The organism is Celeribacter baekdonensis (assembly GCF_003047105.1).
GTDB classification, from domain to species: Bacteria; Pseudomonadota; Alphaproteobacteria; order Rhodobacterales; family Rhodobacteraceae; genus Celeribacter; species Celeribacter baekdonensis_B.
The window spans coordinates 2,978,911-3,001,768 of sequence record NZ_CP028475.1; the positions used below are offsets into that span (position 1 = coordinate 2,978,911).

At 57.1% G+C, this 22,858-nt stretch carries 25 protein-coding genes; 11 read left to right on the forward strand and 14 right to left on the reverse strand.

The window, feature by feature from the left end:
- Window positions 1-7: 7 nt before the first annotated feature.
- From DA792_RS18295 to DA792_RS18330, 8 genes are all read right to left on the reverse strand, one after another.
- On the reverse strand, window positions 8-1,300 hold the full coding sequence (locus DA792_RS18295) for an ArgE/DapE family deacylase (RefSeq protein ID WP_107721815.1): 1,293 nt from the start codon (window positions 1,298-1,300) through the stop codon (window positions 8-10).
- Between the two features lie 8 nt (window positions 1,301-1,308).
- Window positions 1,309-1,977: a 3-oxoacid CoA-transferase subunit B gene (locus tag DA792_RS18300; protein WP_199908090.1), complete on the reverse strand. Its 669-nt coding sequence runs from the start codon at window positions 1,975-1,977 to the stop codon at window positions 1,309-1,311.
- Window positions 1,964-2,656 carry a CoA transferase subunit A gene (locus DA792_RS18305; protein ID WP_107721817.1) on the reverse strand — a complete coding sequence of 231 codons (693 nt, stop codon included), beginning with the start codon at window positions 2,654-2,656 and terminating at the stop codon, window positions 1,964-1,966. Before DA792_RS18305 ends, DA792_RS18300 begins: the two co-directional genes overlap by 14 nt.
- Complete coding sequence (locus DA792_RS18310) at window positions 2,653-4,002, reverse strand: aminotransferase family protein (protein ID WP_107721819.1); 1,350 nt, start codon at window positions 4,000-4,002, stop codon at window positions 2,653-2,655. Before DA792_RS18310 ends, DA792_RS18305 begins: the two co-directional genes overlap by 4 nt.
- Window positions 3,999-4,829 carry an amino acid ABC transporter ATP-binding protein gene (locus DA792_RS18315; RefSeq protein ID WP_107721821.1) on the reverse strand — a complete coding sequence of 277 codons (831 nt, stop codon included), beginning with the start codon at window positions 4,827-4,829 and terminating at the stop codon, window positions 3,999-4,001. Before DA792_RS18315 ends, DA792_RS18310 begins: the two co-directional genes overlap by 4 nt.
- A gap of 16 nt (window positions 4,830-4,845) precedes the next feature.
- Window positions 4,846-5,502 (reverse strand): amino acid ABC transporter permease, encoded by a 657-nt coding sequence (locus DA792_RS18320; protein ID WP_107721824.1) that lies wholly within the window; start codon window positions 5,500-5,502, stop codon window positions 4,846-4,848.
- 42 nt (window positions 5,503-5,544) lie between these two features.
- Entirely contained in the window at window positions 5,545-6,192 is a 648-nt protein-coding gene (locus tag DA792_RS18325; RefSeq protein WP_107721826.1) for an amino acid ABC transporter permease, read from the reverse strand.
- 98 nt (window positions 6,193-6,290) lie between these two features.
- Window positions 6,291-7,076: a transporter substrate-binding domain-containing protein gene (locus tag DA792_RS18330; RefSeq protein WP_107722770.1), complete on the reverse strand. Its 786-nt coding sequence runs from the start codon at window positions 7,074-7,076 to the stop codon at window positions 6,291-6,293.
- Window positions 7,077-7,244: 168 nt separating this feature from the next.
- On the opposite strand from DA792_RS18330, the gene DA792_RS18335 reads away from it, so the two are divergent.
- Window positions 7,245-8,201 (forward strand): LysR family transcriptional regulator, encoded by a 957-nt coding sequence (locus DA792_RS18335; RefSeq protein ID WP_107721828.1) that lies wholly within the window; start codon window positions 7,245-7,247, stop codon window positions 8,199-8,201.
- A gap of 14 nt (window positions 8,202-8,215) precedes the next feature.
- Here DA792_RS18335 and hemP read toward each other — a convergent pair whose 3' ends face one another.
- The gene (gene hemP, locus DA792_RS18340; protein WP_107721830.1) at window positions 8,216-8,377 is read right to left on the reverse strand and encodes a hemin uptake protein HemP; all 162 of its coding nucleotides are present in this window, start codon (window positions 8,375-8,377) and stop codon (window positions 8,216-8,218) included.
- A gap of 385 nt (window positions 8,378-8,762) precedes the next feature.
- Here hemP and DA792_RS18345 point away from each other — a divergent pair, with 385 nt between their 5' ends.
- The 5 genes from DA792_RS18345 to DA792_RS18365 are packed head-to-tail and all read left to right on the forward strand — an operon-like array spanning window position 8,763 to window position 14,629.
- On the forward strand, window positions 8,763-9,818 hold the full coding sequence (locus DA792_RS18345) for an efflux RND transporter periplasmic adaptor subunit (RefSeq protein ID WP_159075321.1): 1,056 nt from the start codon (window positions 8,763-8,765) through the stop codon (window positions 9,816-9,818).
- Window positions 9,815-10,525 carry an efflux RND transporter periplasmic adaptor subunit gene (locus tag DA792_RS18350; RefSeq protein ID WP_107721834.1) on the forward strand — a complete coding sequence of 237 codons (711 nt, stop codon included), beginning with the start codon at window positions 9,815-9,817 and terminating at the stop codon, window positions 10,523-10,525. Before DA792_RS18345 ends, DA792_RS18350 begins: the two co-directional genes overlap by 4 nt.
- Entirely contained in the window at window positions 10,525-10,887 is a 363-nt protein-coding gene (locus tag DA792_RS18355; protein WP_107721836.1) for an efflux RND transporter periplasmic adaptor subunit, read from the forward strand. The genes DA792_RS18350 and DA792_RS18355 overlap by 1 nt, the downstream gene beginning before the upstream one ends.
- Window positions 10,884-13,931, forward strand: a complete 3,048-nt coding sequence (locus DA792_RS18360) for an efflux RND transporter permease subunit (RefSeq protein WP_107721839.1) — start codon at window positions 10,884-10,886, stop codon at window positions 13,929-13,931. The genes DA792_RS18355 and DA792_RS18360 overlap by 4 nt, the downstream gene beginning before the upstream one ends.
- Window positions 13,928-14,629 (forward strand): TetR/AcrR family transcriptional regulator, encoded by a 702-nt coding sequence (locus DA792_RS18365; RefSeq protein WP_107721841.1) that lies wholly within the window; start codon window positions 13,928-13,930, stop codon window positions 14,627-14,629. Before DA792_RS18360 ends, DA792_RS18365 begins: the two co-directional genes overlap by 4 nt.
- On the opposite strand, the gene DA792_RS18370 is transcribed toward DA792_RS18365, so the two are convergent.
- From DA792_RS18370 to DA792_RS18390, 5 genes are all read right to left on the reverse strand, one after another.
- Window positions 14,621-15,277 (reverse strand): aspartate/glutamate racemase family protein, encoded by a 657-nt coding sequence (locus DA792_RS18370; RefSeq protein ID WP_107722771.1) that lies wholly within the window; start codon window positions 15,275-15,277, stop codon window positions 14,621-14,623. The two genes, DA792_RS18365 and DA792_RS18370, sit on opposite strands and share 9 nt — an antisense overlap.
- A gap of 1 nt (window position 15,278) precedes the next feature.
- The gene (locus tag DA792_RS18375; protein WP_107721843.1) at window positions 15,279-16,115 is read right to left on the reverse strand and encodes an ABC transporter permease; all 837 of its coding nucleotides are present in this window, start codon (window positions 16,113-16,115) and stop codon (window positions 15,279-15,281) included.
- Between the two features lie 2 nt (window positions 16,116-16,117).
- Window positions 16,118-16,972, reverse strand: a complete 855-nt coding sequence (locus tag DA792_RS18380) for an ABC transporter permease (protein ID WP_107721845.1) — start codon at window positions 16,970-16,972, stop codon at window positions 16,118-16,120.
- 113 nt (window positions 16,973-17,085) lie between these two features.
- Window positions 17,086-18,351: an ABC transporter substrate-binding protein gene (locus DA792_RS18385; RefSeq protein ID WP_107721847.1), complete on the reverse strand. Its 1,266-nt coding sequence runs from the start codon at window positions 18,349-18,351 to the stop codon at window positions 17,086-17,088.
- 38 nt (window positions 18,352-18,389) lie between these two features.
- Window positions 18,390-19,364 carry an ABC transporter ATP-binding protein gene (locus tag DA792_RS18390; protein WP_107721849.1) on the reverse strand — a complete coding sequence of 325 codons (975 nt, stop codon included), beginning with the start codon at window positions 19,362-19,364 and terminating at the stop codon, window positions 18,390-18,392.
- Window positions 19,365-19,616: 252 nt separating this feature from the next.
- Between DA792_RS18390 and DA792_RS18395 the strand changes: the two genes are divergently transcribed.
- The 5 genes from DA792_RS18395 (at window position 19,617) to DA792_RS18410 (ending at window position 22,855) form a co-directional block, all read left to right on the forward strand.
- On the forward strand, window positions 19,617-20,303 hold the full coding sequence (locus DA792_RS18395) for a GntR family transcriptional regulator (RefSeq protein ID WP_107721851.1): 687 nt from the start codon (window positions 19,617-19,619) through the stop codon (window positions 20,301-20,303).
- Window positions 20,300-20,566: a GNAT family N-acetyltransferase gene (locus DA792_RS23335; RefSeq protein WP_368074483.1), complete on the forward strand. Its 267-nt coding sequence runs from the start codon at window positions 20,300-20,302 to the stop codon at window positions 20,564-20,566. Before DA792_RS18395 ends, DA792_RS23335 begins: the two co-directional genes overlap by 4 nt.
- A complete protein-coding gene (locus DA792_RS18400) occupies window positions 20,509-21,132 on the forward strand; it encodes an N-acetyltransferase (protein WP_368074484.1) in 624 nt (207 codons plus the stop codon). The genes DA792_RS23335 and DA792_RS18400 overlap by 58 nt, the downstream gene beginning before the upstream one ends.
- A gap of 78 nt (window positions 21,133-21,210) precedes the next feature.
- The gene (locus tag DA792_RS18405; RefSeq protein WP_107721853.1) at window positions 21,211-21,897 is read left to right on the forward strand and encodes an HAD family hydrolase; all 687 of its coding nucleotides are present in this window, start codon (window positions 21,211-21,213) and stop codon (window positions 21,895-21,897) included.
- A complete protein-coding gene (locus DA792_RS18410; RefSeq protein WP_107721855.1) occupies window positions 21,884-22,855 on the forward strand; it encodes a sugar-binding transcriptional regulator in 972 nt (323 codons plus the stop codon). The genes DA792_RS18405 and DA792_RS18410 overlap by 14 nt, the downstream gene beginning before the upstream one ends.
- Window positions 22,856-22,858 lie beyond the last annotated feature (3 nt).

Sequence of the window (22,858 nt, forward strand, 5' to 3'; positions counted from 1 at the left end):
TATGTCCTTAAATGGTCTCAGTGCCGCACCAGTCGGCGATGAACAGGGCGGTGGCCCCAGTGATGCGGCGGATGCTTTCCAATTCGACGCGTTCGTTAAATCCATGGATCGCCTCGGCGCGCGGGCCATAGACCAGCGCGGGCGTGTCGGCATAGAGGCCAAAGAACCGCGCATCGGTCGTGGCGGTGATTGCCGCGTGATCCAAAGTCTCGCCCGTGGTGGTCAGATGTGCGCTCTCTAATGCCCCGATCGCGGCCTGTGCCGTGGTGGATGTGTCTTCTGAGAGCGCATAGGCTTCCGCCATAAAGCCATGATAGATCACCTTAGGCAGCGCATTTTTGAGAAAGGCATTTTGCCGCGCGGCGTCATAGATGGTCTGTTCGATCTCGGCCTTTGCTGCCTCGATGTCTTGACCCGGAAAGATCGCCATGCGCACGTCCATGACTGACCATGCGGGCACGGAACTGGTCCAATCGCCGCCTTGGATTTTGCCGATGTTGAGGTTCAGCGCGTGGTCGTGATGGGCGAAATCTGCGTGACGACATGCGGGTGCGTTCCAGCGGGTTTCCATCTCATGCAGCGCATGGATCAACGGGACCGCCGCCTCAATCGCATTTGCGCCCGTGCCCGCATAGGCGACATGGGTTGGCAGGCCTTTGAGGTGGATCTGAAACCAAATCACGCCAATCTGTGCAGTGACGAGCTTTTCTTCAAACGGCTCAGGGATCAGCGCGGCATCGGCTTTGTAGCCGCGCGCAAGACAGGCCAGCGCGCCGTTGCCGGTGCATTCTTCCTCGACGACGGATTGGAAAAACACATCGGCAGCAGGGGCAAGGTTGAGATGGCGCAGGGCATCAAGCGCAAAGAGGTTGGAGGCCAGCCCGGCCTTCATATCGCCACCCCCACGACCATAAAGCCAACCGTCCGTCACATGCGGTTCAAACGGCGGATTGTCCCACATGTCGAGCGGCCCAGCAGGCACCACGTCGATATGACCGTTGAGGATCAAAGAGCGGCCTTTTTGGCTCCGGCTCTTATGCGTGCCGACGACGTTTTGCGCATCCTCATACGGGCTTAGCACGGGGGAAAACCCCGGCAGATGGCTGATGTCATCAATGTTGATCTGCCATTGATCGACCGCCATGCCGCGCGACGTCAGTTCGGAGGCCATAAAGACCTGCGCGCTTTGCTCATACCCCCGCGTCGAAGGATGCGATGTCAGTTCCGTCAGAAAGTCGACCTCGCGATCAAACAGGTCATCGACCGCCGACAGGATGCGGGTGGAAAGCTCTTGATCCATGGGATGCCTCAAAACGTAGGAATGTCAGTGTCAGGCACGATCAATGGCGCGCCCGTGGCTTCAGTGACCTCTTGGATGGTGACTCCATCGGTCAATTCGCAAAGCTGAAAGCCGCGCTCGGTCACGTCGATCACCGCCAGATCAGTGAAAATCCGCGCCACGCGGCGCTGGGCGGTCAGGGGCAACGTACACTGTTGCAACAGCTTGGGATTGCCATGCCGATCCGTGTGCGTGGTCATCACCACCACACGCCGCGCCTTTTGCGCCAATTCAATCGCGCCCCCCGCACCGGGGGAGAATTTTCCGGGGATTTTCCAATTGGCCAGATCGCCATTTTGCGCCACTTCAAAGGCCCCCAACATGGTCAAATCCAACCGCCCGGAACGGACCAGCGCAAAGGACACGGCACTGTCGAAATAGGCGGAGCCGGGAATCGGCGAGACATAGGCCCCGCCCGCGTCGATCAGATTTCGGTCGGCGCGCTCATAGGGCAGGGTGGCGCCGATCCCGGTCATGCCATTTTCGGTATGAAGGCAAACGGGCAAATTGGCGGGCAGGTGATTGACCACTTTCGTTGGCAAACCAATGCCAAGATTGACCACCATACCGGCGGTGATTTCACGGGCGGCACGGGCGATCATGCGGGCGCGTGGGTCAAGGGGTTTAGCGTCTGACAATGCCGTACTCCTCAGTAAGTTCGACGAGTTCCGCGACGTGATCGACAAAGGCACCGGGGGTTTCAACGGCCTCGGGGGAGAGGCTTCCCAAAGGTCCGAGGCTTTCGACTTCAGCGATCACCATCGGCGCGGCCATCGCCATCAGCGGATTGAAATTGCGCGCCGTGGCGGCATAGGTGAGATTGCCAAAAGGATCGGCGCGGTCGGCATGAATGAGGGCGACATCGGCGCGTAGAGCGCTTTCGACCAAAAGGCGTTTGCCGTTCATTTCCACCACCTGTTTGCCCTCGGCCAATTCCGTGCCCAGACCAATGTCGGTGACGACCGCCGAAAGTCCCGCCCCCCCGGCGCGGATGCGTTCAGCCAAGATGCCTTGTGCACAGAATTCGACCCTAATCCGGCCAGAATTGAGCGCCGAGATCGCATTGGCGTTGAGGCCGATGTGGGTCGAAATCAGGGTTTTTACCTGTCCGTTGGCAATCAAAAGGTCGATGCCCATCCCGGTTTCATTGGCGTCGTTTTTGATCAGGGTGAGGTCTTTTTGACCCTGCCGCACCAGTTCACGGATCAGGGTAAAAGGTGTTCCGGGTACGCCAAACCCACCGATCATGATCGTCGCCCCATCGGGGATGCGTGCCACGGCTGCCTCAATCGTGGTGGTTTTGTCCGGCAGGCTCATCGGCTCACCACCGGCAAGTCGTGATTGGCGGCAAAGGTGTCCAAACTGTCGATCAGGATCGCCATGATCTCGTCAATCTGCGCCTCCGTAACGATCAGCGGCGGACAGACAAGGAAGTGATCACCCTCGGTTCCGCCACGGGTCCGGCGCGAATAGAGGATCAGGCCGCGTGCGTAGGCCAGTTCGACCAGCTCGGAATGGGCGTTCATTTCTTTGGGCAGGGGATCTTTGGTGTCGCGATCCGACATGAGTTCAAAAGCCTGCAACAACCCCTTGCCGCGCACGTCACCAATAAAGGGATAGCGGTCCATCAGGGTCTTGAGCCGGGCGTGTAAAACCTCCCCCATCGCCGCGCAATTTTGAACGATGTTCTGTTCTTCCATCTCTTCCAAGACGGCCAAACCGGCGGCGCAAGCCAAGGGGTTTCCGGCATAGGTGAACCCGTGCAAAAAGCCTCCGGCCTCCATCAAAGCATCGACCATCTCGCGACGCGCAGCGACCGCGCCCAAAGGCGCATAGCCGGCGCCCAAGCCTTTGGACATGGCGATGATGTCGGGGGTGACGCCCCAATGTTCACAGGCCAAAAACGTCCCCGTGCGACCCGCGCCGGTCATGACCTCATCAAAGATCAGGATCACGCCGTATTCGTCGCAAATCTCGCGGATGCGTTTGTAATAGCTGTCCGGGGCGACCAGCGCGCCAGTTGACGCGCCGCCCACGGGCTCCATGATAAAAGCCAAAACCGTGTCCGCGCCCTCCGCCTCGATCCGCTCGCGCAGCATTTCGGCGTATTTGATCCCGCGGTCTTCGTCACTCAGGTTGTCACGATCCAAATAACAGGTCGGCGCTTTGACATGCGGCATGTCTTGGAACATCGGCGCAAAGGGGCCAGCAAAGAGTTTGCCCCCGGTGAGCGCCAGCGCGCCCAAGGTGCCGCCGTGGTAGGCGGGCGTGCGGGCGATGACTTTCCAACGGCTGCTTTGGCCCTGGGTCACGGCATATTGGCGGGCGAGTTTTTCGGCGGTTTCCACCGCTTCCGAGCCGCCGGAGACAAAGAAAATCCGGTCCAACCCCTCGGGCATCAAACCCGCAAGTTTTGTGGCCAAATCTTCGGACGGGTGGGTGCGGAAATGGAGGCGGTAGCCGAATGTGGCCTTGTCCATCTGCGCTTTCATCTTGGCCAAAACGCGTGGGTTTGAGTGGCCAATGTTGGACACCATCGCGCCGGATGAGCCGTCGATGTAGCGCTTGCCGCTTTCGTCATAGAGGTAAATCCCCTCGCCATGATCCAGAAACGGTCGCGGTTGGGTGGCGAGGTAGAACAGGTTGGACTGCTCGGTGGTCATTTTGCACCTTCGTTGGTTTGTGCGGCAGTAAGGGCCGCCGCTTCGGCGGCGTTTTGGGCGTGATGCTGGGCAAGATGTTTGCGCAGAAATTCTTTGGTCCGTTCTTCTGTCGGGTTTTGAAACACGACGCTGGGCGGGCCTTGTTCAATGACAACGCCCTTGTCCATAAAGATCACCCGATCACAGACGGAGGCGGCGAAATCCATTTCGTGGGTCACGATGATCATCGTCATGTGTTCTTCGGCGAGGCGTTTCATCACCAGATTGACCTCTTCGACCAGCTCCGGGTCGAGCGCCGATGTGGCCTCATCAAACAGCATCAATTTCGGTTGCATCGCCAAGGCGCGGGCGATGGCGACGCGTTGTTTTTGACCGCCGGAAAGTTGCGAGGGATAGTAATCAATCCGCTCCAACATGCCGACGTGATTGAGCTGTTCTTCGGCCAGCTTGTCGGCCTCTTTGTCGGAGAGACCTTTGAGCAGCTTTGGCGCCATGGTGACGTTGTCGCGCACCGAGAGATGCGGGAAGAGGTTGAAGTGTTGAAACACCATCCCGACCTGTTGGCGCATGGCATTGATGTGTTTTTCATATTGGCGATAGGGCAGGTCTTTGTTGATCTGCACGCCATCAAGCCAGACCTCGCCGCCGGTGAGCGAATCCAGATCATTGATCGCCCGCAACAGCGTGGATTTGCCCGACCCAGACGGGCCGATGATGGCAACGATTTCGCCTCGGTCCACGGTGAGGGAAATGTCCTTGAGCACCTCAAGATCGCCATAGGCTTTCTGGGCGTGACGGATGTCGACGAATTTATGAGCTTCGGTCATGTCAGGTCCTTAAAGCTTAGCGAGAGAGGGAGGTTTTACGTTCGATGCGGCGCATAACGGCCTCCATGCCGAGATTGACGACGTAGTAAAACACGGCCGCGACGGCGTAGAATTCAAACGGGCGATAGGTGCGGCCAATGGCGAGTTGTGACGAAAGCGTCAGTTCCGATACGCCGATCACGGAGACCAGGGCGGAGTCTTTGAGCAGCGCGATCATGTTGTTGCCAATCGGCGGGATCACATCACGCACAGCTTGGGGGATCACCACCTTGCGCAGGGCTTGCGCGCGGGAACAGCCAAGGGTGCGCGCGGCCTCCATCTGACCTTTGTCCACGGCCAGGATCGCGGTTTGGATCAGTTCAGAATTATAGACCGCAAAGTGCAGGCCCAGCCCGATCACACCGGCGACAAAAGCAGGCAAATCAATGCCAAGCTCGACCAGCCCGAAATAGATCAGAAACAACTGCAACAACAACGGCGTGCCCATAAAGAGCCATGCGAAAAACCGCACCGGAAGCCGGAGGAACCACGGCGCGTAAAGCGCGATCACGGCAAAGAGGATGCCGCCGAAAAAACTCAGGATCGCGGCGCAGACCGTAATGGCGATGGTCCACAAAACACCGATCAAAATCGTGTCGAGGTAGGCGGGGACAACGGAGAAATCAAGACCCATGACGCGCGCCTTTCATGCTGGATTGACGGGCAGGAAACTGGCTCATGGCAGGCGCACCTTTCGGTCGAGATAAGAGATGCCTTTGCCGGTCACGCTGATGATGATGATGTAGAGCACGCCCGCCAAAAAGAACATTTCGAACGGCTTATAGGTTGAGCCGATATAGCGCTGGGCGGTGTAGGTCAGTTCGACCACAGAGATTGCGGCAACAAGTGCGGTGCCTTTGATCTGGGCGTTGATGTTGACCCCCAACGGCCGGATCATCAGGCGCATGGCCTGCGGCAATGTCACCTTACGAAACGCCTGAGCGCGCGACAGGCCCAGGGTGCGCGCCGCTTCGGTTTGCCCCCCATCGACAGACACAATCGCCCCGCGCATGGTTTCCGCCATATAGGCCCCGATGTTGAGGCCAAGCCCGATCACCCCTGCCTCGAACGCATCGAGTTGGATGCCGACCTGGGGGCCGCCGAAGTAGAGGAGAAACAGTTGGATCAGCGCAGGCGTGCCGCGAAAGACGCTGACATAAATCGCGCCAATGATGCGCAACAGGCGAAAACGCGACATCCGCGCAGCCGCCGCCAGCGCGCCACAGATCAGCCCAAGCAGGACCGTAAGCACGGACAGCTCAATGGTCACCACCGCAGCTTCGAGAAAATAGGGATAAACCTTGAGGATAAGCTCTAAGTCCATAGCGACAGAGGTCTCTTTGGGTCAGGAAAAGGAGGGGTGCAAACGAGTGATCAAAAGGGACGCGCAGATCACGCGCCCCTCTCAAGAGCCTGCACGGTTTAGCGGATGTCTTCGCCGATCCACTCTTCGGCAATGGCAAGGTAGGTGCCATCGGCCATCATTTCATCAAGGGCGGCTTGCATGGCGGTCTTCAGCTCTGGGTTGCCCTGGCGAATGGCGATCCCCGCGCCAAAGGGGGCGCTGTCCGGGTCGTCAAAGCTTGTGTAGGTGTACCCGTTTTCTTGCAGCGCCAAAATCGCGGCGATGGAGTCATTGACGATCGCATCAACGCGACCGTTTTCGAGCTCCATGATCAGCTCCGGCAGACCTTTGTAGGTGCGCACTGTGTAGCCTTTGTCTTTTGCCCATTCCTCGTGGGTTTCACCCAAAGTCACGCCAATTTTTTTGCCGTCCAGATCGGCAAGGGTTTCGATGCCGCTACCGGGTTTGGAGAAAATAGCGCGGCCTGTGGTGTAATAGGGGCCAACAAAATCAACAACTTCGGCGCGCTCGTCGGTGATGGTCATCGAGCCAACGATGGCGTCATATTTATTGGCCAAAAGCCCGCCGATGATGCCGTCCCATGCCGTGGTGACGATTTCGGCCTCAAGGCCCATACGTTTGGCGATCTCGGTCCCGATGGCCGGATCAAAGCCGACGACTTCGTTTTTGTCGTTCACAAAGTTGAACGGAGGATAGGCACCGGACATGGCGATCCGCATCACGCCCTTTTCTTTGAGGGTCTCAAGCTCTTCTGCGGCCGTCGGGGCGGCAAGGGCCAGCCCGGTCAGCGCGAAGGCCGAAACAGCGACAGCAGTTTTCAAGAAAGTTCTACGTTTGGTCATCGTCTTCTCCAGTTGGATCCGTATTGCCTTTGAGGGGGGACCCTCTCGGCGGGGGATGGTTTGTGTGATGGTTATGGCCACCTTGGCGAAAAGGCTTGCATGTGTGTATGTATTGCGCAAATAAATAACAAAAATGTTCAACATAGATCAAATTTATGGTTAGGCCTTATGGTTACACCTTACGAACAACGCTTCCCTTGGAACCTCGACTGGAACCTGTTGCGCACCTTTATGGTGGTGGCTGAACAGCGTGGCATCTCGCGCGCGGCTGATTTTTTGGGTCTGAAACAACCCACAATCTCCTCTGCTCTCAAGCGTCTCGAAGACACGGCTGGGCACCAGTTGATCGTGAGAAAACCAAATGAATTCAAAGTGACACGGGCGGGTCAATTGCTCTATGCCGAATGTTCGTCGATTTTTGGCGCGGTGTCACAATTGCCGTCTTTGTTGGAAACAGGCACAGAAGATTTGCGCGGTCATATTTCCATTATTACCACCTCTCATGTGATCTCGGATCACTTTGACGGGGTGCTGAACCGCTTCGTCACGCGCCATCCCAAGGTCAGCGTTTCCTTCACGGTGTCGGAAAGCGACGAGATCGTCACGCGGATCAATCAAAACCGCGCCAGCCTTGGGATCTGTCTGTCGCTTAAAATGCCAGCAGGTTTGAAGGCCGACGTGCTGTACCGTGAATATTTTGGACTGTTTTGCGGACCGAAACACCGGCTCTTTCATCAGGATGTGATTCCCCTATCCGAACTTGAGGGAGAGCGGTCGGTGTCGTTTCAAACCGAAACAAGCGGCGGTCCGTTGGAACCCGTGGCAAAGCTGCGTGCACGCGCTAAAATTGCGACGGGGTGGAGCGGGGTGTCCTCGAACCTGCATGAGCTCAGGCGGATGATCGTCGCCAATATCGGCATCGGCGCTTTGCCTCTGCATGTGGCGAAACGTGATGTCGATATTGGGCGGTTGCGCCAACTGCCCCCCTACGATGCCCTGCCTTTGGTCAGCATTTATCTTGTGACCAACCCGCGTCGCAAAATGTCCGAAGCGGAGGCTGGGTTTTTGACCATGTGCCATGAGATGCTTCAGACGGTTGATTTGGAGCAGCGCACCTATCGCTAAAGGATGAAACAGCGTTATTTGGTGAGGATCAATTTCTGTGCGCGGGTGATCCGTAGGGTGTAGATTTGGCCATCAAGGATGATCTGCCGCGTGGAGCCGTCTGAAATCAGACTGCGGGCATCAATCGGGGGAAGTTGGGTCTCTGCGGCTTGTATTTGCGTTACATGGAGGGTCATTGGCTTGCCTTTTGTCATGTCCGTTTTCCAGGCTAAGGGCCTGTTGCCCCTTTGAGGAGGCGGTTGGTGCGTCAGAAGTTGAAACACCAAGACTGGCTGGGCTGTGGGCCATGGCGTGCCATTGGATGTCGCGAGTCAAAGCGCCCAAAGGCGCGATCTTTGCGACATTAAATTATCCTTAGTCTTTTTGTCAACTTATGTATGTAAAATTCTAGGCTCCAAAAAATGTGCGGAAAAGTCCCGCGATAGATCTTCGGTCTTCATGAAAATTACACCAATACGCCCAAACATCGGGGACTCAGTCCAAAACTGGAAAAGTTAGATTTGACAAAACTGTCAATTCAGATAAATGAGTGGCTTAGTTTTCGATATGTCAGGGGTATTCATGAAAGTTTCAACGCTCTTGGGTCTGATCTGGCTCGTTCTGACCCCGACGCACATTTTGGCCGAAGTGCCTTTGGCCGTCGAAATCATCTCAGCCAAAACGGTGACCGTGGTCCATGAAATTAAGGTTGTCGGGGCCGTCGAGGCGAAAGACAGCTTTCCTGCCTCTTTTCGCAGAGGTGGGCAAATCGACTATCTGGATGCCGAAGTTGGACGCCAATTGAGAGCTGGCGAGGTGATTGCACGCATTGATGCCACCAATATTTCCGCCGCCCTTGACGCGGCTCGGGCCAATTTGAACGCCGCTGAAGCCGCTTGGGTTCAGGCCGAACAAGCCCGCGCGCGCATGGACACCCTGTTGGCGCGCGGCGTTGGCACGCAGGCGCAATATGATGAAGCACAGCAGGCCTTTCTCGCGGCGCAGGCCAGCCGTGATCAGGCCCGCGCCATGTTGGAAACCGCCGAACAGGCGCTCGACGATACGGAAATACGGGCCGAAGACGACGTGACCGTGATCGAAAAATTTGTCGATCTGGGTGAGGTTGTCTCCGCCGGAGCCCCTGTGGCCACCCTCGCGTTGAAGGGCAAAAAGCAAGCGGTGTTTTTGGCCCCGGATGCGGCAGGGTTATCGAAAATTCTCAACCATGAGGTCGAACTTGATCCCAGTGGTGCGGATGGACCGTTTTCATCGAAGATCACAGAAGTGTTGCCGGTTTTGACCTCGACCGGGACGGTCGAAATCCATGCAGATATTCCCGAAGCGACGTCCACGGACATCCCGATCGGCGCGTCAATTTCAGGTCGCGCAACGATTGAAATCGACCAACGCATTGTCCTGCCATGGAGCGCATTGACGGCGGATTCCAAAGGCCCCGCCGTTTGGGTGGTTGATCCTGAAACCTCCACCGTGTCGCTCAAATCCGTGCGCGTTGGCTCATATAACGATATGACCGTTGAACTCACGCAGGGCCTCGACGAGGGCGACCTCGTGGTTGGGGCCGGATCACAAATGCTGTTCGATGGCCGCCCGGTGGTCGCAGGGGAGACGAAGCAATGATTAAACCACTGCGCCTTTTGGCTGTGATGTTTGCTTTCTCTGGCGTTGGACAGGGGGCTTTGGCCCAGTCCGATGGGATTGAAACGCGGGCTCTGCGCCCGGTGATGTCCGAATTCGTGTCGACTGACCCGGTGGTCAAACGTCAATACTCCGGGGTGATCCGGGGCCAAGATGTGACCGCTTTGGCATTCCAAACCAGCGGTCGTTTGGCGACGCTTGATGTCGCCGCCGGGGACCGCGTCGTCAATGGGCAGGTGCTTGCAAGCTTGGACCAAATCACATTGGCGCAAGATGTCGCTGTGGCTGAAGCCGCCGTGTCGGGTGTCCAAGCGCAAGCCGAATTTGCGCAAAGCCAATATGAGCGTGTCTCGGCACTTGTGGAGCGCAATGTGGCGACCACGGCGCAACTCGAAGCGGCGCGCGCCAATCGCGATGCCACGGCGGCGCAGCTCGAAAGTGTGCGTGCCAATCTGGCCCAAGCCACAGAGGCGGCCCGCTACGGTAGCCTTGTTGCTCCGCGCGATGGGATTGTCCTGTCCACCTCCGTCGATCCCGGCACGCTTGTCAGTCCGGGCGTGAGTGTGATGGAGATTGCCGATCCAATGGGACGCGAGGCGATCATTGATGTGCCCGCGTCTGTCGCCGCGATCATGCCCGAAGGTGCGGGATTCGTGGTCCGTCACCGCTCGGGGGGGTCGCTCCGGTGATGGCGCGGCTGAGCGTGATTGAACCCGTTGCTGACACCAGTCTTGAGACACGCAGATTGCGGCTCATGCTGATTGCGCCACCAGAGGATTATCGCATCGGCACTTTGATCACGGCGGCCTATAATCGTGGCGCGGACCCGGCGATGACTCTGCCCATCAGCGCCATTGCGGGGACACAAGACAGCCCCGGCGTTTGGCGGGTCTCGCCGGATCGTGTGGTGACATTTGTCCCGGTGACACTAGGTGACAGCGTTGGCGACCGGGTGGTGATCACCACGGGGCTTTCTGAAAATGATGAAATCGTCGTGCGCGGTGTCCATGCGCTGGAAGACGGACAAAAAGTTGGGGAGCGGCTCGAATGAAGGGGTTCAACCTATCGGATTGGGCACTGGGGCATCGCTCCTTTATCTGGTTCATGATGATCATCGCTGTGGTCGCTGGATCGCTCAGCTACATGAGGCTTGGGCGTGAAGAGGACCCGTCTTTCACCATCCGCACCATGGTGGTGACGGCTAGTTTGCCGGGGGCCACAGCCGAGGAAACCGTGACGCAGGTGACGGATCGGATTGAACGCAAACTGCAAGAACTCGCGACCCTCGATGGTACGCGCTCTGTGACCTATCCGGGGATCACACTGGTCTATGTCGATTTGCGCGACAATGTTCCCGCTTCCGAAGTGCGACCGTCTTGGACCCGCGTGCGGCAAATGATGTCAGACATCCAAAGCCAGTTCCCGCAAGAATTTCAAGGCTTTGCCTATAATGATGACTTTGGGGATGTGTTTGGGACGGTCTATGCCTTTACCGCGGACGGCTATGCGCCCGAGGAGGTCAAAGACTATGTCGAAGATGTCCGCGATGTGGTTCAAAGTCTTGATGATGCGGGTAAAGTCGAAGTGTTCGGCACCCGTGACCAGGTCATTCACATCGAATTTTCCGCCCGTCGTTTGGCCGCTTTCGGCCTCGATGGGCAAACCGTTTTGGGCTCTCTCGCCGCGCAAAACCAAATCGTCCCCTCGGGGATGATCAGCACCGATAACGAAAACATTTTGCTGCGGGTCACCGGGCAATTCGACAGTGTAGACGCTCTCGCCAATGCGCCGCTGCGCTCGGGTGATATCTTTTTCACACTGGCCGATGTGGCCAATGTCACCTCGGGCTACGATGATCCGCCGTCGGAATTGTTTCGTTACAATGGTGCCCCCGCGATCGGTTTGAAAATCGGGATGCGCGAGGGTGGCAATGTGCTCGACTTTGGCGAGACTTTGGATGAAACCATGGCCGAACTCACAACGACATTGCCAGTGGGCATCAATGTCCACCATGTCGCAGATCAGCCGAAAGTGGTTGAGGAGTCGGTGGGGCATTTCGTGAAAGCGCTGATTGAGGCGGTGGTGATCGTGCTTGCGGTGAGCTTCGTGTCTCTTGGTGTGCGGGCGGGATTTGTCGTCAGCCTGACGATCCCCTTGGTTTTGGCTCTGACCTTTGTGTTTATGGAGGTTTTGGGTATCACGCTTCAGCGGATTTCGCTGGGCGCTTTGATCATTGCGCTGGGCCTTTTGGTCGATGATGCCATGATCGCGATCGAAACGATGATCTCGCGTCTTGAACTGGGCGAAAGCCGTCATAAGGCGGCGGCCTATGCCTGGACCTCGATCGCGTGGCCGATGCTGACGGGGACGTTGATCACCACCGCCGGCTTTATCCCGATTGGTCTCAACAGCAGCAACGCCGGTGAATACACCATCACCTTGTTCTATGTGATTACAATTTCGCTGATCCTGAGCTGGATTGTCGCCGTGTTGTTTGCGCCGGTGTTGGGGGCGACGTTTTTACCGAAAAAATGGAAACATGTGCATGGTGAACCGGGATGGTTGCGCCGCCGCTTTCACCACCTTTTGCGGCTCGCGATGCAGTTCCGCCTTTTGACCGTTGTCATCACATTCGCGGTTTTTGCACTGGCCGTGGTTGGCATGAGCAAGGTCGAACAACAGTTTTTCCCAAGTTCGGACCGCCCCGAGGTTTTGGTTGATGTGACCCTGCGCCAAAACGCCAGTATCTATGCGACGGATACGGAGATTGCACAGTTTGAAACATGGCTGGGCGCTCAGGACGAGGCTACATTCTGGACGACCTATATCGGCAATGGTGCGCCCAGGGTTGTGTTGACCTTGGAGGCACTGACACCGGGGCCGAACATTGGTCAGCTCTTGATTATGACCACCGATCTGGAGGCGCGTGATCGCCTTTTGGCGAAAGTACGGGCCTATTCCGAGAACCGGCTTGGCGTTGAATTCTATCCCAAAACCTTTGAGCTTGGGCCGCCGGTTGGCAAGCCCGTGCAATACCGGATTTCTGGTCCAGATTATTCCGAGTTGCGGGACCATGCGCGTGAATTGGCTGCGGTGTTGTCGAAGGAGGAGCGGTTGACCGCGATTTCGCTCGACTGGAATGAGCCCTCTCGGGTGGTGCGTGTCGATCTGGATCAGGCGCGGTTGCGTCAACTTGGGTTGACCCAATCGGATGTGGCGGGGGTGATGTCGAGCCTGTTTGAGGGCTCAACGGTGACACAAATCCGCGATGCGCGCACTTTGATTGATGTCGAGATTCGCGGTGCTGAGGAAGATCGTAAAACCTTGACCGCTCTGGAAAATCTGCAATTTGCCAATGCCCAAGGCGTGTCCATTCCGCTGTCCTCGATTGCGACGCTGGATTGGGTGACCGAACAGCCGCTGATCCGACAAGAGGACCGTGCGCCCGTGATCACCGTAAAGGCGGCGATTGCCTCTGATGATTTGCCAGCCACCTTGGTCAATGCCTTGGAACCGGCGATTGCCAGTTTTGAACAAAGCCTGCCACGCGGCTATACGGTCGAGGTCGGGGGCACGGTGGAAAGCAGCGCCGAAAGTCAGGGCCCGATTGCCACTGTCATGCCGATTATGCTGTTGATCATGCTGACGCTGACGATGATACAGGTCCAAAGTTTCCGCCTGATGTTCGTCGTCATTGCGGTGGCGCCCTTGGGCCTGATCGGCGTTGTTGCCGCACTTTTGAGTGCCAGTGCTCCGATGGGATTTGTTGCCTTGCTCGGGGTGCTCGCCCTCGTCGGCATTTTGATCCGCAATTCGATCATCCTGATTCAAGCCATTGAAGATCTGCGTCGCGAAGGTAAATCGCGTTGGACTGCCGTGTTTGAGGCGTCTGACAGTCGCGCACGGCCGATCCTTTTGACCGCCGCGGCAGCCTCTTTGGCCTTGATCCCGATTTCGCGTCAGGTGTTTTGGGGACCAATGGCCTTTGCGATGATGGGCGGGATCATTGCCGGGACGTTGATCACATTGCTCTTTGCGCCTGCACTGTACTGCCTTGTGTTCCGGGTCAAACCGGAAACAAAGGAGGCGGCGTGACCGAGGATGTGAACTCTGATGCGGACACCGTTGATTACCGCACCCGGATTGGCCAAGAACGCCGCCAGCGCACCTATGATCGTCTGGTTGAGGCGGGCACCATGGTCTTTGCCGACCAGGGTGTGAATGGCACAGTGATTGATCATGTCGTGCGCCGTGCCGGCGTGTCGCGCGGCACGTTTTACAACTATTTTGACACCATTGATGATGTCTTGGTTGCCGCCAAACGAGCCCTTGCGCGCGAAATTGTTTCGCTGATTTTTCATGCGATTGATGAGGAACTGCCTCCGGCGGAACGGCTGGCTTATGGTGTCAAAGCCTTTGTTGAACTGGCCCGCGCACATCCGCTTTTCCTTGAATTTACCGCGCGGATCGGTCGGCATGCCTATGGGTTTGGTCAGGTCTTGGATGAGGTCGCGCCTTGTTTCGTGCGTGACTCGATGATGGCGGGTGACTTTTGCCCGATGCCGGAAGCGATGGTGACCGACATCCTAGAGGTCGGCACGCTTGCGCTTATGCGCCGGATCGTGGCGGGCGAGGACGTCGATGTTCCGGCTTTTGTTGCTGCGATTTTGCGCATGTTGGGGGTCGCACCAGAAGAGGCCACGCGGATTGCGGCACTTCCGGTGGTCTGTCCCGTGGTGCCGAAAGACGCGCTTTTGGCCCAAAGCAACGCTGCTTGGACGAAATCACACTGAGTGCTGATCCACCACCAAAGCCTGCGCCAAAAGCGTGGCTGCCCGGACCCCGTCGATGAGAACCACGCCTGAGCTGTGCGTCAAAGTGGCATGATGCGCGGACATGCCCGCACATCCCAAAATCACGGCTTGTGCGCCGCGCGCGCGCATGGCTTTGATCTCTTTCGTGAGGTGATCCAAGACCTCGGGGCGGCCTTCTTCGACCTCCAAAACCGCGATGCCACTGGCCGAAACCGCAAGGCAGGCCGCCTCAAATCCAAGGCGTTGAATATTGCCTTCGATCACCGGGACAGAGACATCAAGCGTCGTGACCACGCCGTAGCTTTGACCTTTGAGCAGGGCAAAATGATAGGCCGCTTCGCCGATTCCGATCACCGGACAATGCGCGGCTGCGCGCAGGACCTCCAAGCCGGTATCATCAAAACAGGCGATGACAATGGCCTCAACGCTCTCTTCGTGCGCCTTCGGCAACAAAGCCATCAGACCGGGGATCGCCGCCGCGCCATCTTCAGGGCCTTGAATCGCGGGCGGGCCATCCGCGTTGGTCCAGCCTAAAATCTCGGCCTCAGGCAAGAGCGCGCGGGCGGTCGCCACAACACTCTGTGTCATATGGGCTGAGGCATTCGGATTGAGAAAAAGGATTTTCACCTCAGACCCCTTTGCCCGCATCGGACCCAAGCCTTGCGCGGCGTTTGCCCAAAATCCACACGATCAAAAGAAACGCGCCGATGATCCAAAGCGAAAACAACGTGGTCATTGTGCCAAGCGCGTAAATCACCGGCGTAGTCACATTGGTGGTCATGCCAAAGATTTCCAGCGGCAGTGTGTTATACGATCCTGCCGTCAACAAAGTACGGGCGAATTCGTCATAGGACAGAGTGAACCCAAACAGGCCCACGCCAATGAGAGAGGGCGCAATGATCGGCAAAACGACATAGCGCACCGTTTGCCATGGCGAGGCACCTTGGTCGCGCGCAGCCTCTTCAAAGGATTTGTCGAAACGGTTGAATACGGCAAACATGATCAACAAGCCAAAGGGCAAGGTCCATGTCAGTTGCGACCCAAAACCCGACGTGGCCCAGTGGATTTTGAGGCCCAATTGGCTAAAGATCAGGCCGACTCCAAGCGAGATCAGGATCGACGGGATCACCAGTGAGGCGATGATCAGGTAAAACAAAATGCCCGAGCCATAGAAGCGTTTCCGAAAGGCAAAGCCGCCCATAACCGACACCACGACCGTCGTCACCATGACCATCAGCCCAAGCGCAAAGGAACGCCGGAATGATCCCCAAATATCGCCCACCGCCTGTTGTTCAAACAGGTCACGGAACCAATGAAGTGACACACCACGCATCGGAAAGGTCAGCCCGCCTCCGGGTCCCTGAAAGGATAGGATGCCGATGGTCAGGGTCGGGCCGTAAAGGAACAAGATGAATAGGGCGAAAATCGCGCTGAGGACGTAGAAGGAACCGGGGCGTTTTTCCATGATCAAAGCTCCTTGCGAATATCGACAAAGCGCAACAGGATACCGATGACAATCAGCACAGTGATCAACAGGATCACGGCGGTGGCGGCGGCGGAGGGGTATTGCAATAGGGCGATGTCATTGGAAATCAGGCGTCCGACATTGGCCTTTTGCGACCCCGACATGAAGCGCACGGTGATGAAATCGCCCATGACAAGTGTCAGCACAAAGATCGTGCCAATCATGATTCCCGGCTTGGTCAGCGGCACAATCACATGCCGCAACGTTTGAAATCCGCTCGCGCCATTGTCCCGCGCCGCTTCGATCAAGCTGTGATCAATCCGGGTCATCGTGTTGAAAATCGGCACCACCATGAACAGGGTATAGAGATGGACAAAGGCCAGGATCACGGAGAAATCCGAATATAAAAGCCACTCCAGCGGCTGATCAATCACGCCCCAGGATTGCAGTGCCGAATTGGCGATGCCATTGCGGCCAAGGAACGGAATCCATGAGATCATGCGGATGATATTTGAGGTCCAAAATGGGATCGTGCAGAGCAAAAACAGCGCGATTTGCATGGTCTGGCTGCGGATGTGAAAGGCGAGGTAATAGGCGACGGTAAAGCCGATCAAAAGCGTCAGCGCCCATGTGATCGCCGCATATTTCAATGTGGCGTAAAACACTTTGTAGGTGACAGGCGAGCCGAACAGGAACTCATAATTCTCCAAAGAAAAATCTGGGATGATCGAAAATTCTGTGGCGCGCCAAAAGCTGACCACCACGATGGTGATGATCGGCAAGATCAAAAATCCGATGAGGACAAGCGTCAGGGGAGAGGCCTGTAGCCATCCTTGGATGTGACGGTTTTTCAACATCTGTCCTCACTCAACACCGGGTCTCGCCCGCGCGCTTCTTTTGTCTGAAAATATCTCGGGGGAGGAAGGTGCGGCCCCGTAGGGCTGCACCGGCGGGGCAGAGCCCCCTCATATTAGGAGGCGATGAATTCGTTCCATTTGCGGACCATGTATTGGTTCTCATCCATGACCGCGTTCCAACAGGCGACAGAGCCCATCCGGTCGTAGAATGATCCACCATCACGGGTCTCACCCGCCTTGGCCAACACATCGCCAAACGGGGAGGTGATGTCGCCGGTGGCCGCTTTGCCTTCAAACCAGTAGCCCCATTCGTTTTCGGACATGTACTCTTTGGAGGTCTCCGGCACAGCGGAGTAGTAGCCCTGACGCATCAGGAACCCGCCGACCCAGCCATCGAGATACCAGTTGATGTATTCGTAAGCCGCATCCAGCTCCATGCCCGTCAGGGATTTCGAAAGCCCGATGCCGCCACCCCAAGAGCGATAGCCTTCTTTGAGCGGTTGATAGACACACTCAATGCCGCGCGATTTCACCGCAGTGATCGCAGGCGACCACATGGATTGGATCACAACTTCGCCAGAGGCCATCAGGTTCACCGACTCGTCAAAGCTCTTCCAAAAGGCGCGGAACTGACCGGCTTTTTTGGCTTCGGTGAAAATCGCAAATGTCTTGTCGATCTCGTCTTTGGTCATGTTGCCTTTGTCGGCATATTGGATTTCACCCATCGCTTCACAGACCATCGCCATGTCCATGATGCCGATCGAGGAGATGTCGAGGATCGAGGCTTTGCCTTTGAACTCAGGGTTCAACAGTTCGGCCCATGTGTTGATCGGACGGCCGATCAGGTCAGGGCGGATGCCCAGCGTGTCGGCGTTGTAGATCGTTGGGATCAGGGTCATCCAGCCGGTTTCTTCGGTGGCAAATGAGGTCGCGCCCGGACCTTCGACAAAGCCGACGGTGGAGGGCGCGGTGCCTTGGGCGATCACGCTGTCCGGGGTCAGTTTGCCGGATTTAAAAATGCCGACGATCTTGTCGTAATTCTTGATTTTGGACGTGTCCATGGCCTGAAGATTTCCGGTCGGCCAGACCTTTTTACAAATCCAATATTCGATATCGGCGATGTCAAAACTGTCGGGCTGGGTCGCGGCGCGTTGGGTCACGGAATCGGAATCCAATGCGGTCATTTCAAGCGTGAAACCCAAGTCTTCTTTCACCTTTTGCCCAACTTCATTGAGGTTGGACACCCCGGTGCCGAATTGGCGCAGAGTGATATCTTTGATTTCCTGTGCCCAGACCATGGGCGCGGGGAATGCAGAGGCTGCGGCTGCGGCAGCCCCGCCCTTAAGCACCGCGCGGCGCGAATAACGCATTTTAGACATGACAATCTTCCCTTGTTGCAGAGGTTTTGGAGGAGAGGTTAGGCTTGGAGGCGGTGGACCCGCCCCTCGTCCCAAGCAAGCCGCACGGCATCGCCCGGATTTTTCGGCATTTGAAAAAATTGATCTTCGGGCACCAGCGCCAAGACTTCTTCGCCCGCGTTGGTCATCGAGGTCATTGCCACATGCGCGCCCTGATATTCGACCGAGGTCACAGTTGCGGCCAGTCCGGCCTCGCCCAAAGTGACCTCATCGGCACGTAGGGCGACCTTGGTGCCATTCAGCGAAATCACATTATGTCCGCCCATGAAACGTGCCACGAATTCGGTGCGCGGCGTGTTCCACACGCTGCGCGCGGGGCCGGCCTGTTCAATCACCGCATTGTTCATCACCACGATCTCATCGGCCAGCGCCAGCGCTTCGTCCTGCCCATGGGTGACGTGTAAAAAGGTGATGCCCAGCTCGCGTTGAATGCGTTTCAATTCGGCTCGCACTTTGATGCGCAAAAACGGATCAAGGGCGGAGAGAGGTTCGTCGAGCAACAACACTCGCGGCTTGGTCACCAAAGCCCGCGCCAAAGCGACACGTTGCTGTTGTCCACCCGAAAGCTGTGCCGGGAGCCGGTCGGCAAAGGCAGTCATTTGCACCAGTTCCAACATCTCGTTGGCGGCCTTGTGGCGCGCGGGTTTGTCGGTGCCCTTCATTCGCAACGAGAAGGCGACGTTGTCACGGACGTTCAAATGCGGGAACAGCGCGTAGTTTTGAAACATCATCGCAGTGCCGCGTTTGGCCGGGGGCAGGTGTGAAATATCAAATCCATCCAATAGGATAGAGCCGTCAGAGACGCTTTCGTGCCCGGCGATCATCCGCAGTGTTGTGGATTTTCCGCACCCCGATGGCCCCAAAAGGCAGACATAGCTGCCATTTTGAAAGACATAGTTGATCTGATCTACGGCGGTTGTCGTGCCATAGCGCTTTGTCAGATTGACGAGTTCAAGGTCTTTGCCAGAGCGCATGTGCAATCCATCCTTTGGGGTCCGATGGCGTTTACGCTTGTCCGGTTTTTTGCAGGGCAGAAGATTTTTTCGCAGTTGTAGTGGGTGCACACATCAAATGCCCATTGATTGGGCGCTCTGTACATAAAGGTGCATTAATTATGCGCCATGTTTGTATACAATATTGTAGACGATATAATTCAACCATCGGGCTTGAGAATCAGTGCGTGCGGCGAAAAGCTCCAAAGACGGAAAGTACGAAGGATATCGGTGATGCAGGGTATGGTGGAGCACAGCGGCGGTGGCAGCGGCAAAGTCGCGGACAGTCTGGCGACAGCCATTCACGAACACCGCCTGTCGCCGGGGATGAAGCTGAACGAAGACGAGGTGGGTGAGATTTACGGTGTCAGCCGCACGGTGGTGCGAGCCGCGCTGCAACACTTGGCCCACGACCGCCTTGTCGAACTCAAACGCAATCGCGGAGCCTTTGTTGCCCAGCCTTCTGTGCGTGAGGCGCGCGAGGTGTTTGAGGCCCGCGCGCTTTTGGAGCCGCGCACCGCGCGTTCCGCTGCTGAACGGGCCACTGCTTCCGATATAAAGGTCCTGCAAAAGCATATAGACGCCGAACATGCCGCATTGCACGCGGGCGACACCGGACGTGCGCTGCATCTGTCGGGAATGTTTCACATCGAAATGGCCCGGATCGCCGATCAAACCACCATTGCGGACTTCATCGCCCAACTGGTGTCGCGCTCTTCGCTGATCATCGCGTTGTATTGGCAACGCCGCACCGCGCTTTGCGAAAGCCACGCCCATGACGCGCTGATCAAGGCGCTCGGACGCAATGATCCAGATGCGGCGGAGGAATTGATGAAACACCATCTGGTTGATCTGTTGACCTCGCTCGATCTGCGCGATCAGCCCTCTGTCGCGAAATCGTTGAAAGATGCGTTGAAATGAACCTGCGCTCTGCGGAGCCGCAGGATTTGGTACGTGTCTTGGATTGGGCGCGCGCGGAAGGGTGGAACCCCGGACTGGACGACGCATCGGCGTTTTGGGGCGCAGACGGGGACGGTTTTTTTGTGGCAGAGGTCGAGGATCAAATCGTCGCGGCCATTTCTGTGGTCAATCACGATGCGGATTTTGCCTTTCTGGGCCTCTACCTGTGCCTGCCCGCATTCAGGGGCGCGGGATCGGCTATGCGCTCTGGACTGAGGCGTTGAAACACGCCGGAACACGCACGATTGGACTGGATGGGGTGGCCGCGCAAGAGGCCAATTATGCCAAGTCCGGCTTTGTCAAAACCGGGTCTACGGCGCGGTTTGAGGGTGGGATCCCTGTCGTGGTGTTGCCGGGTTTGCGACCGATGATGCCGCAGGATATGATTGCCATCGCCACATTGGATCGGCTGGCCAATGGCTATACGCGCCCGTGTTTCCTGTCCGGGTGGCTTTTAGGAACCGAAACGCAACAGAGCGTTGTTTGCGAAAAAGACGACCAGATCACCGGTTTTGCCACGGCCCGTTTGTGTCACCAAGGCTGCAAAATTGGGCCGGTGATTGCCCCGGATCAACAGACGGCTTTGGCGTTGATGCACAGCGCGGCACAGGCCTTGGGGGCTTCGGATGTCATTGTCGATGTCCCTGATCTGCAACAAGATTTTCGTCAGACACTCATCGCCAAAGGGTTCGAGCTCACGTTTGAGACCGCGCGTATGTATCGTGGCCAGCCGCCCAATCCCCCCGCCGTGCAAACGCTCTATGGCATCGCCACGATGGAGCTTGGCTGAAGGTCGGTTTGCAATTGTCTCGCCTCACCTGCCTCGCTACCCTATGTCGGGCTGAGGGGCAGGAACAAGGGGGACGACATGTTTGATCTGGTGATCTTTGACTGTGACGGCGTGTTGATTGACAGCGAAGTGATTTCCGCGCGGATGTTGATCGCTGAGCTCAAAGGCTATGGCGTGATCATCGACACCGCTTATGTCGCTCAGCATTTCCTTGGTCGTAGCTATCCCGTGGTGCTGGATCAAATCCAAAAGGAATTTGGGATCACCTTGCCCGATGGGTTTGAGGCCGAGTATCGCGCCCGGTTGATGGCCGCGTTTGAGGCGGATTTGAAAATCATGCCGGGGGTGCGCGAGGTGATCGAACAGTTGCGCGTGCCCTATGCTTTGGCGACCAGTTCAAGCCCGCCGCGGCTGGCACAATCGCTGTTGATGGTGGAATTGGCAGGTTTATTCGAGGATCGCACCACGACGTCCAAAGAAGTCTCTCGCGGCAAACCGGCCCCGGATATGTTTCTTTTGGCGGCGCAGAAAAACGGGGTTTCGCCTGAGCGCTGTTTGGTGATCGAGGATTCCTTGGCGGGGGTTCAGGCCGGGCTTTCGGCGGGAATGACCGTGTGGCGGTTTGTGGGCGGCAGTCACCTGGCTGGGTTGGACCTTGATATGTCTAAGCCGCCACAGGCCCATCGTGTATTTGCATCCTACGGCGAATTCTTTCATTCTGCCGAATACCTTATGAAGGATATGTCCGATCATGACGCAGGCTAAACCCAAGGGCAATGTCGACGATACAGACATCTCGCCACGCGATTTGGCGGCGCGCGCGGCATGGTTGTCCTTTGTCGGTGGGCTGACCCAAGACCAGATTGCGCAGGAGCTGGGCATTTCTCGGCAAAGAGCGCAGCGGCTTGTGGCGCGGGCTTCTTCTGAGGGGTTGATCCGGGTGCGGATTGAACATCCGATTGCCGAATGTCTTGAGCTGGAACGGGCTTTGAAGTCCCGGTTTGGTCTGACCTCTGCCTGGGTGTCGCCGGGGCTTGGGGCGGGGGGTGATCCACTTCAGGGCCTTGCCCCTTTTGTTGCCCCGGTGCTGGAGCGGCTGTTTGCCTCTGAGGAGCCGAAAGTCTTTGCCTTGGGCACGGGGCGGACACTTAAAACCGTGGTTGAGCAATTGCGCGCAGTCGATGGATCGCACCACAAGCTCGTATCGCTGATCGGGAATGTTGCACCTGACAGCTCCGCCTCGTTTTACGAGGTGATCATGCGGTTTGCCGAAAAAATTCGGGCCCGTCATTACCCGATGTCGGTGCCTGTTGCGGCGCGTGATGAGGTTGAACTGACCCTATATCGGTCCTTGCCACATGTCATGGCGTCACGCGAATTGGCCAAATCCGCCGATCTCGCGATTGTCGGGATCGGTCAAATGAGCGATGACGCGCCACTTTATGTTGATGGGTTTCTCTCCGCCGAGGAATTGACCGCGGTGCGTGCCTCCGGCGGTGTTGGCGAGATATGTGGTCACATTTTTGATGCCGATGGCAGATACCTTGATCACCCCGTCAATGACCGCATGGTGGGGGTACGCGTGCCCGAAGCGGACATGCCCGTGTATTGCATTGGCGCGGGCGCGAGTAAGCTTGCGGCGCTCGATGCTGCACTGCGAGGTGGATTGATCGACGGATTGTTCACTGACGAGTGGACGGCTAAGTCTCTTATTTCGCAGTAAAAA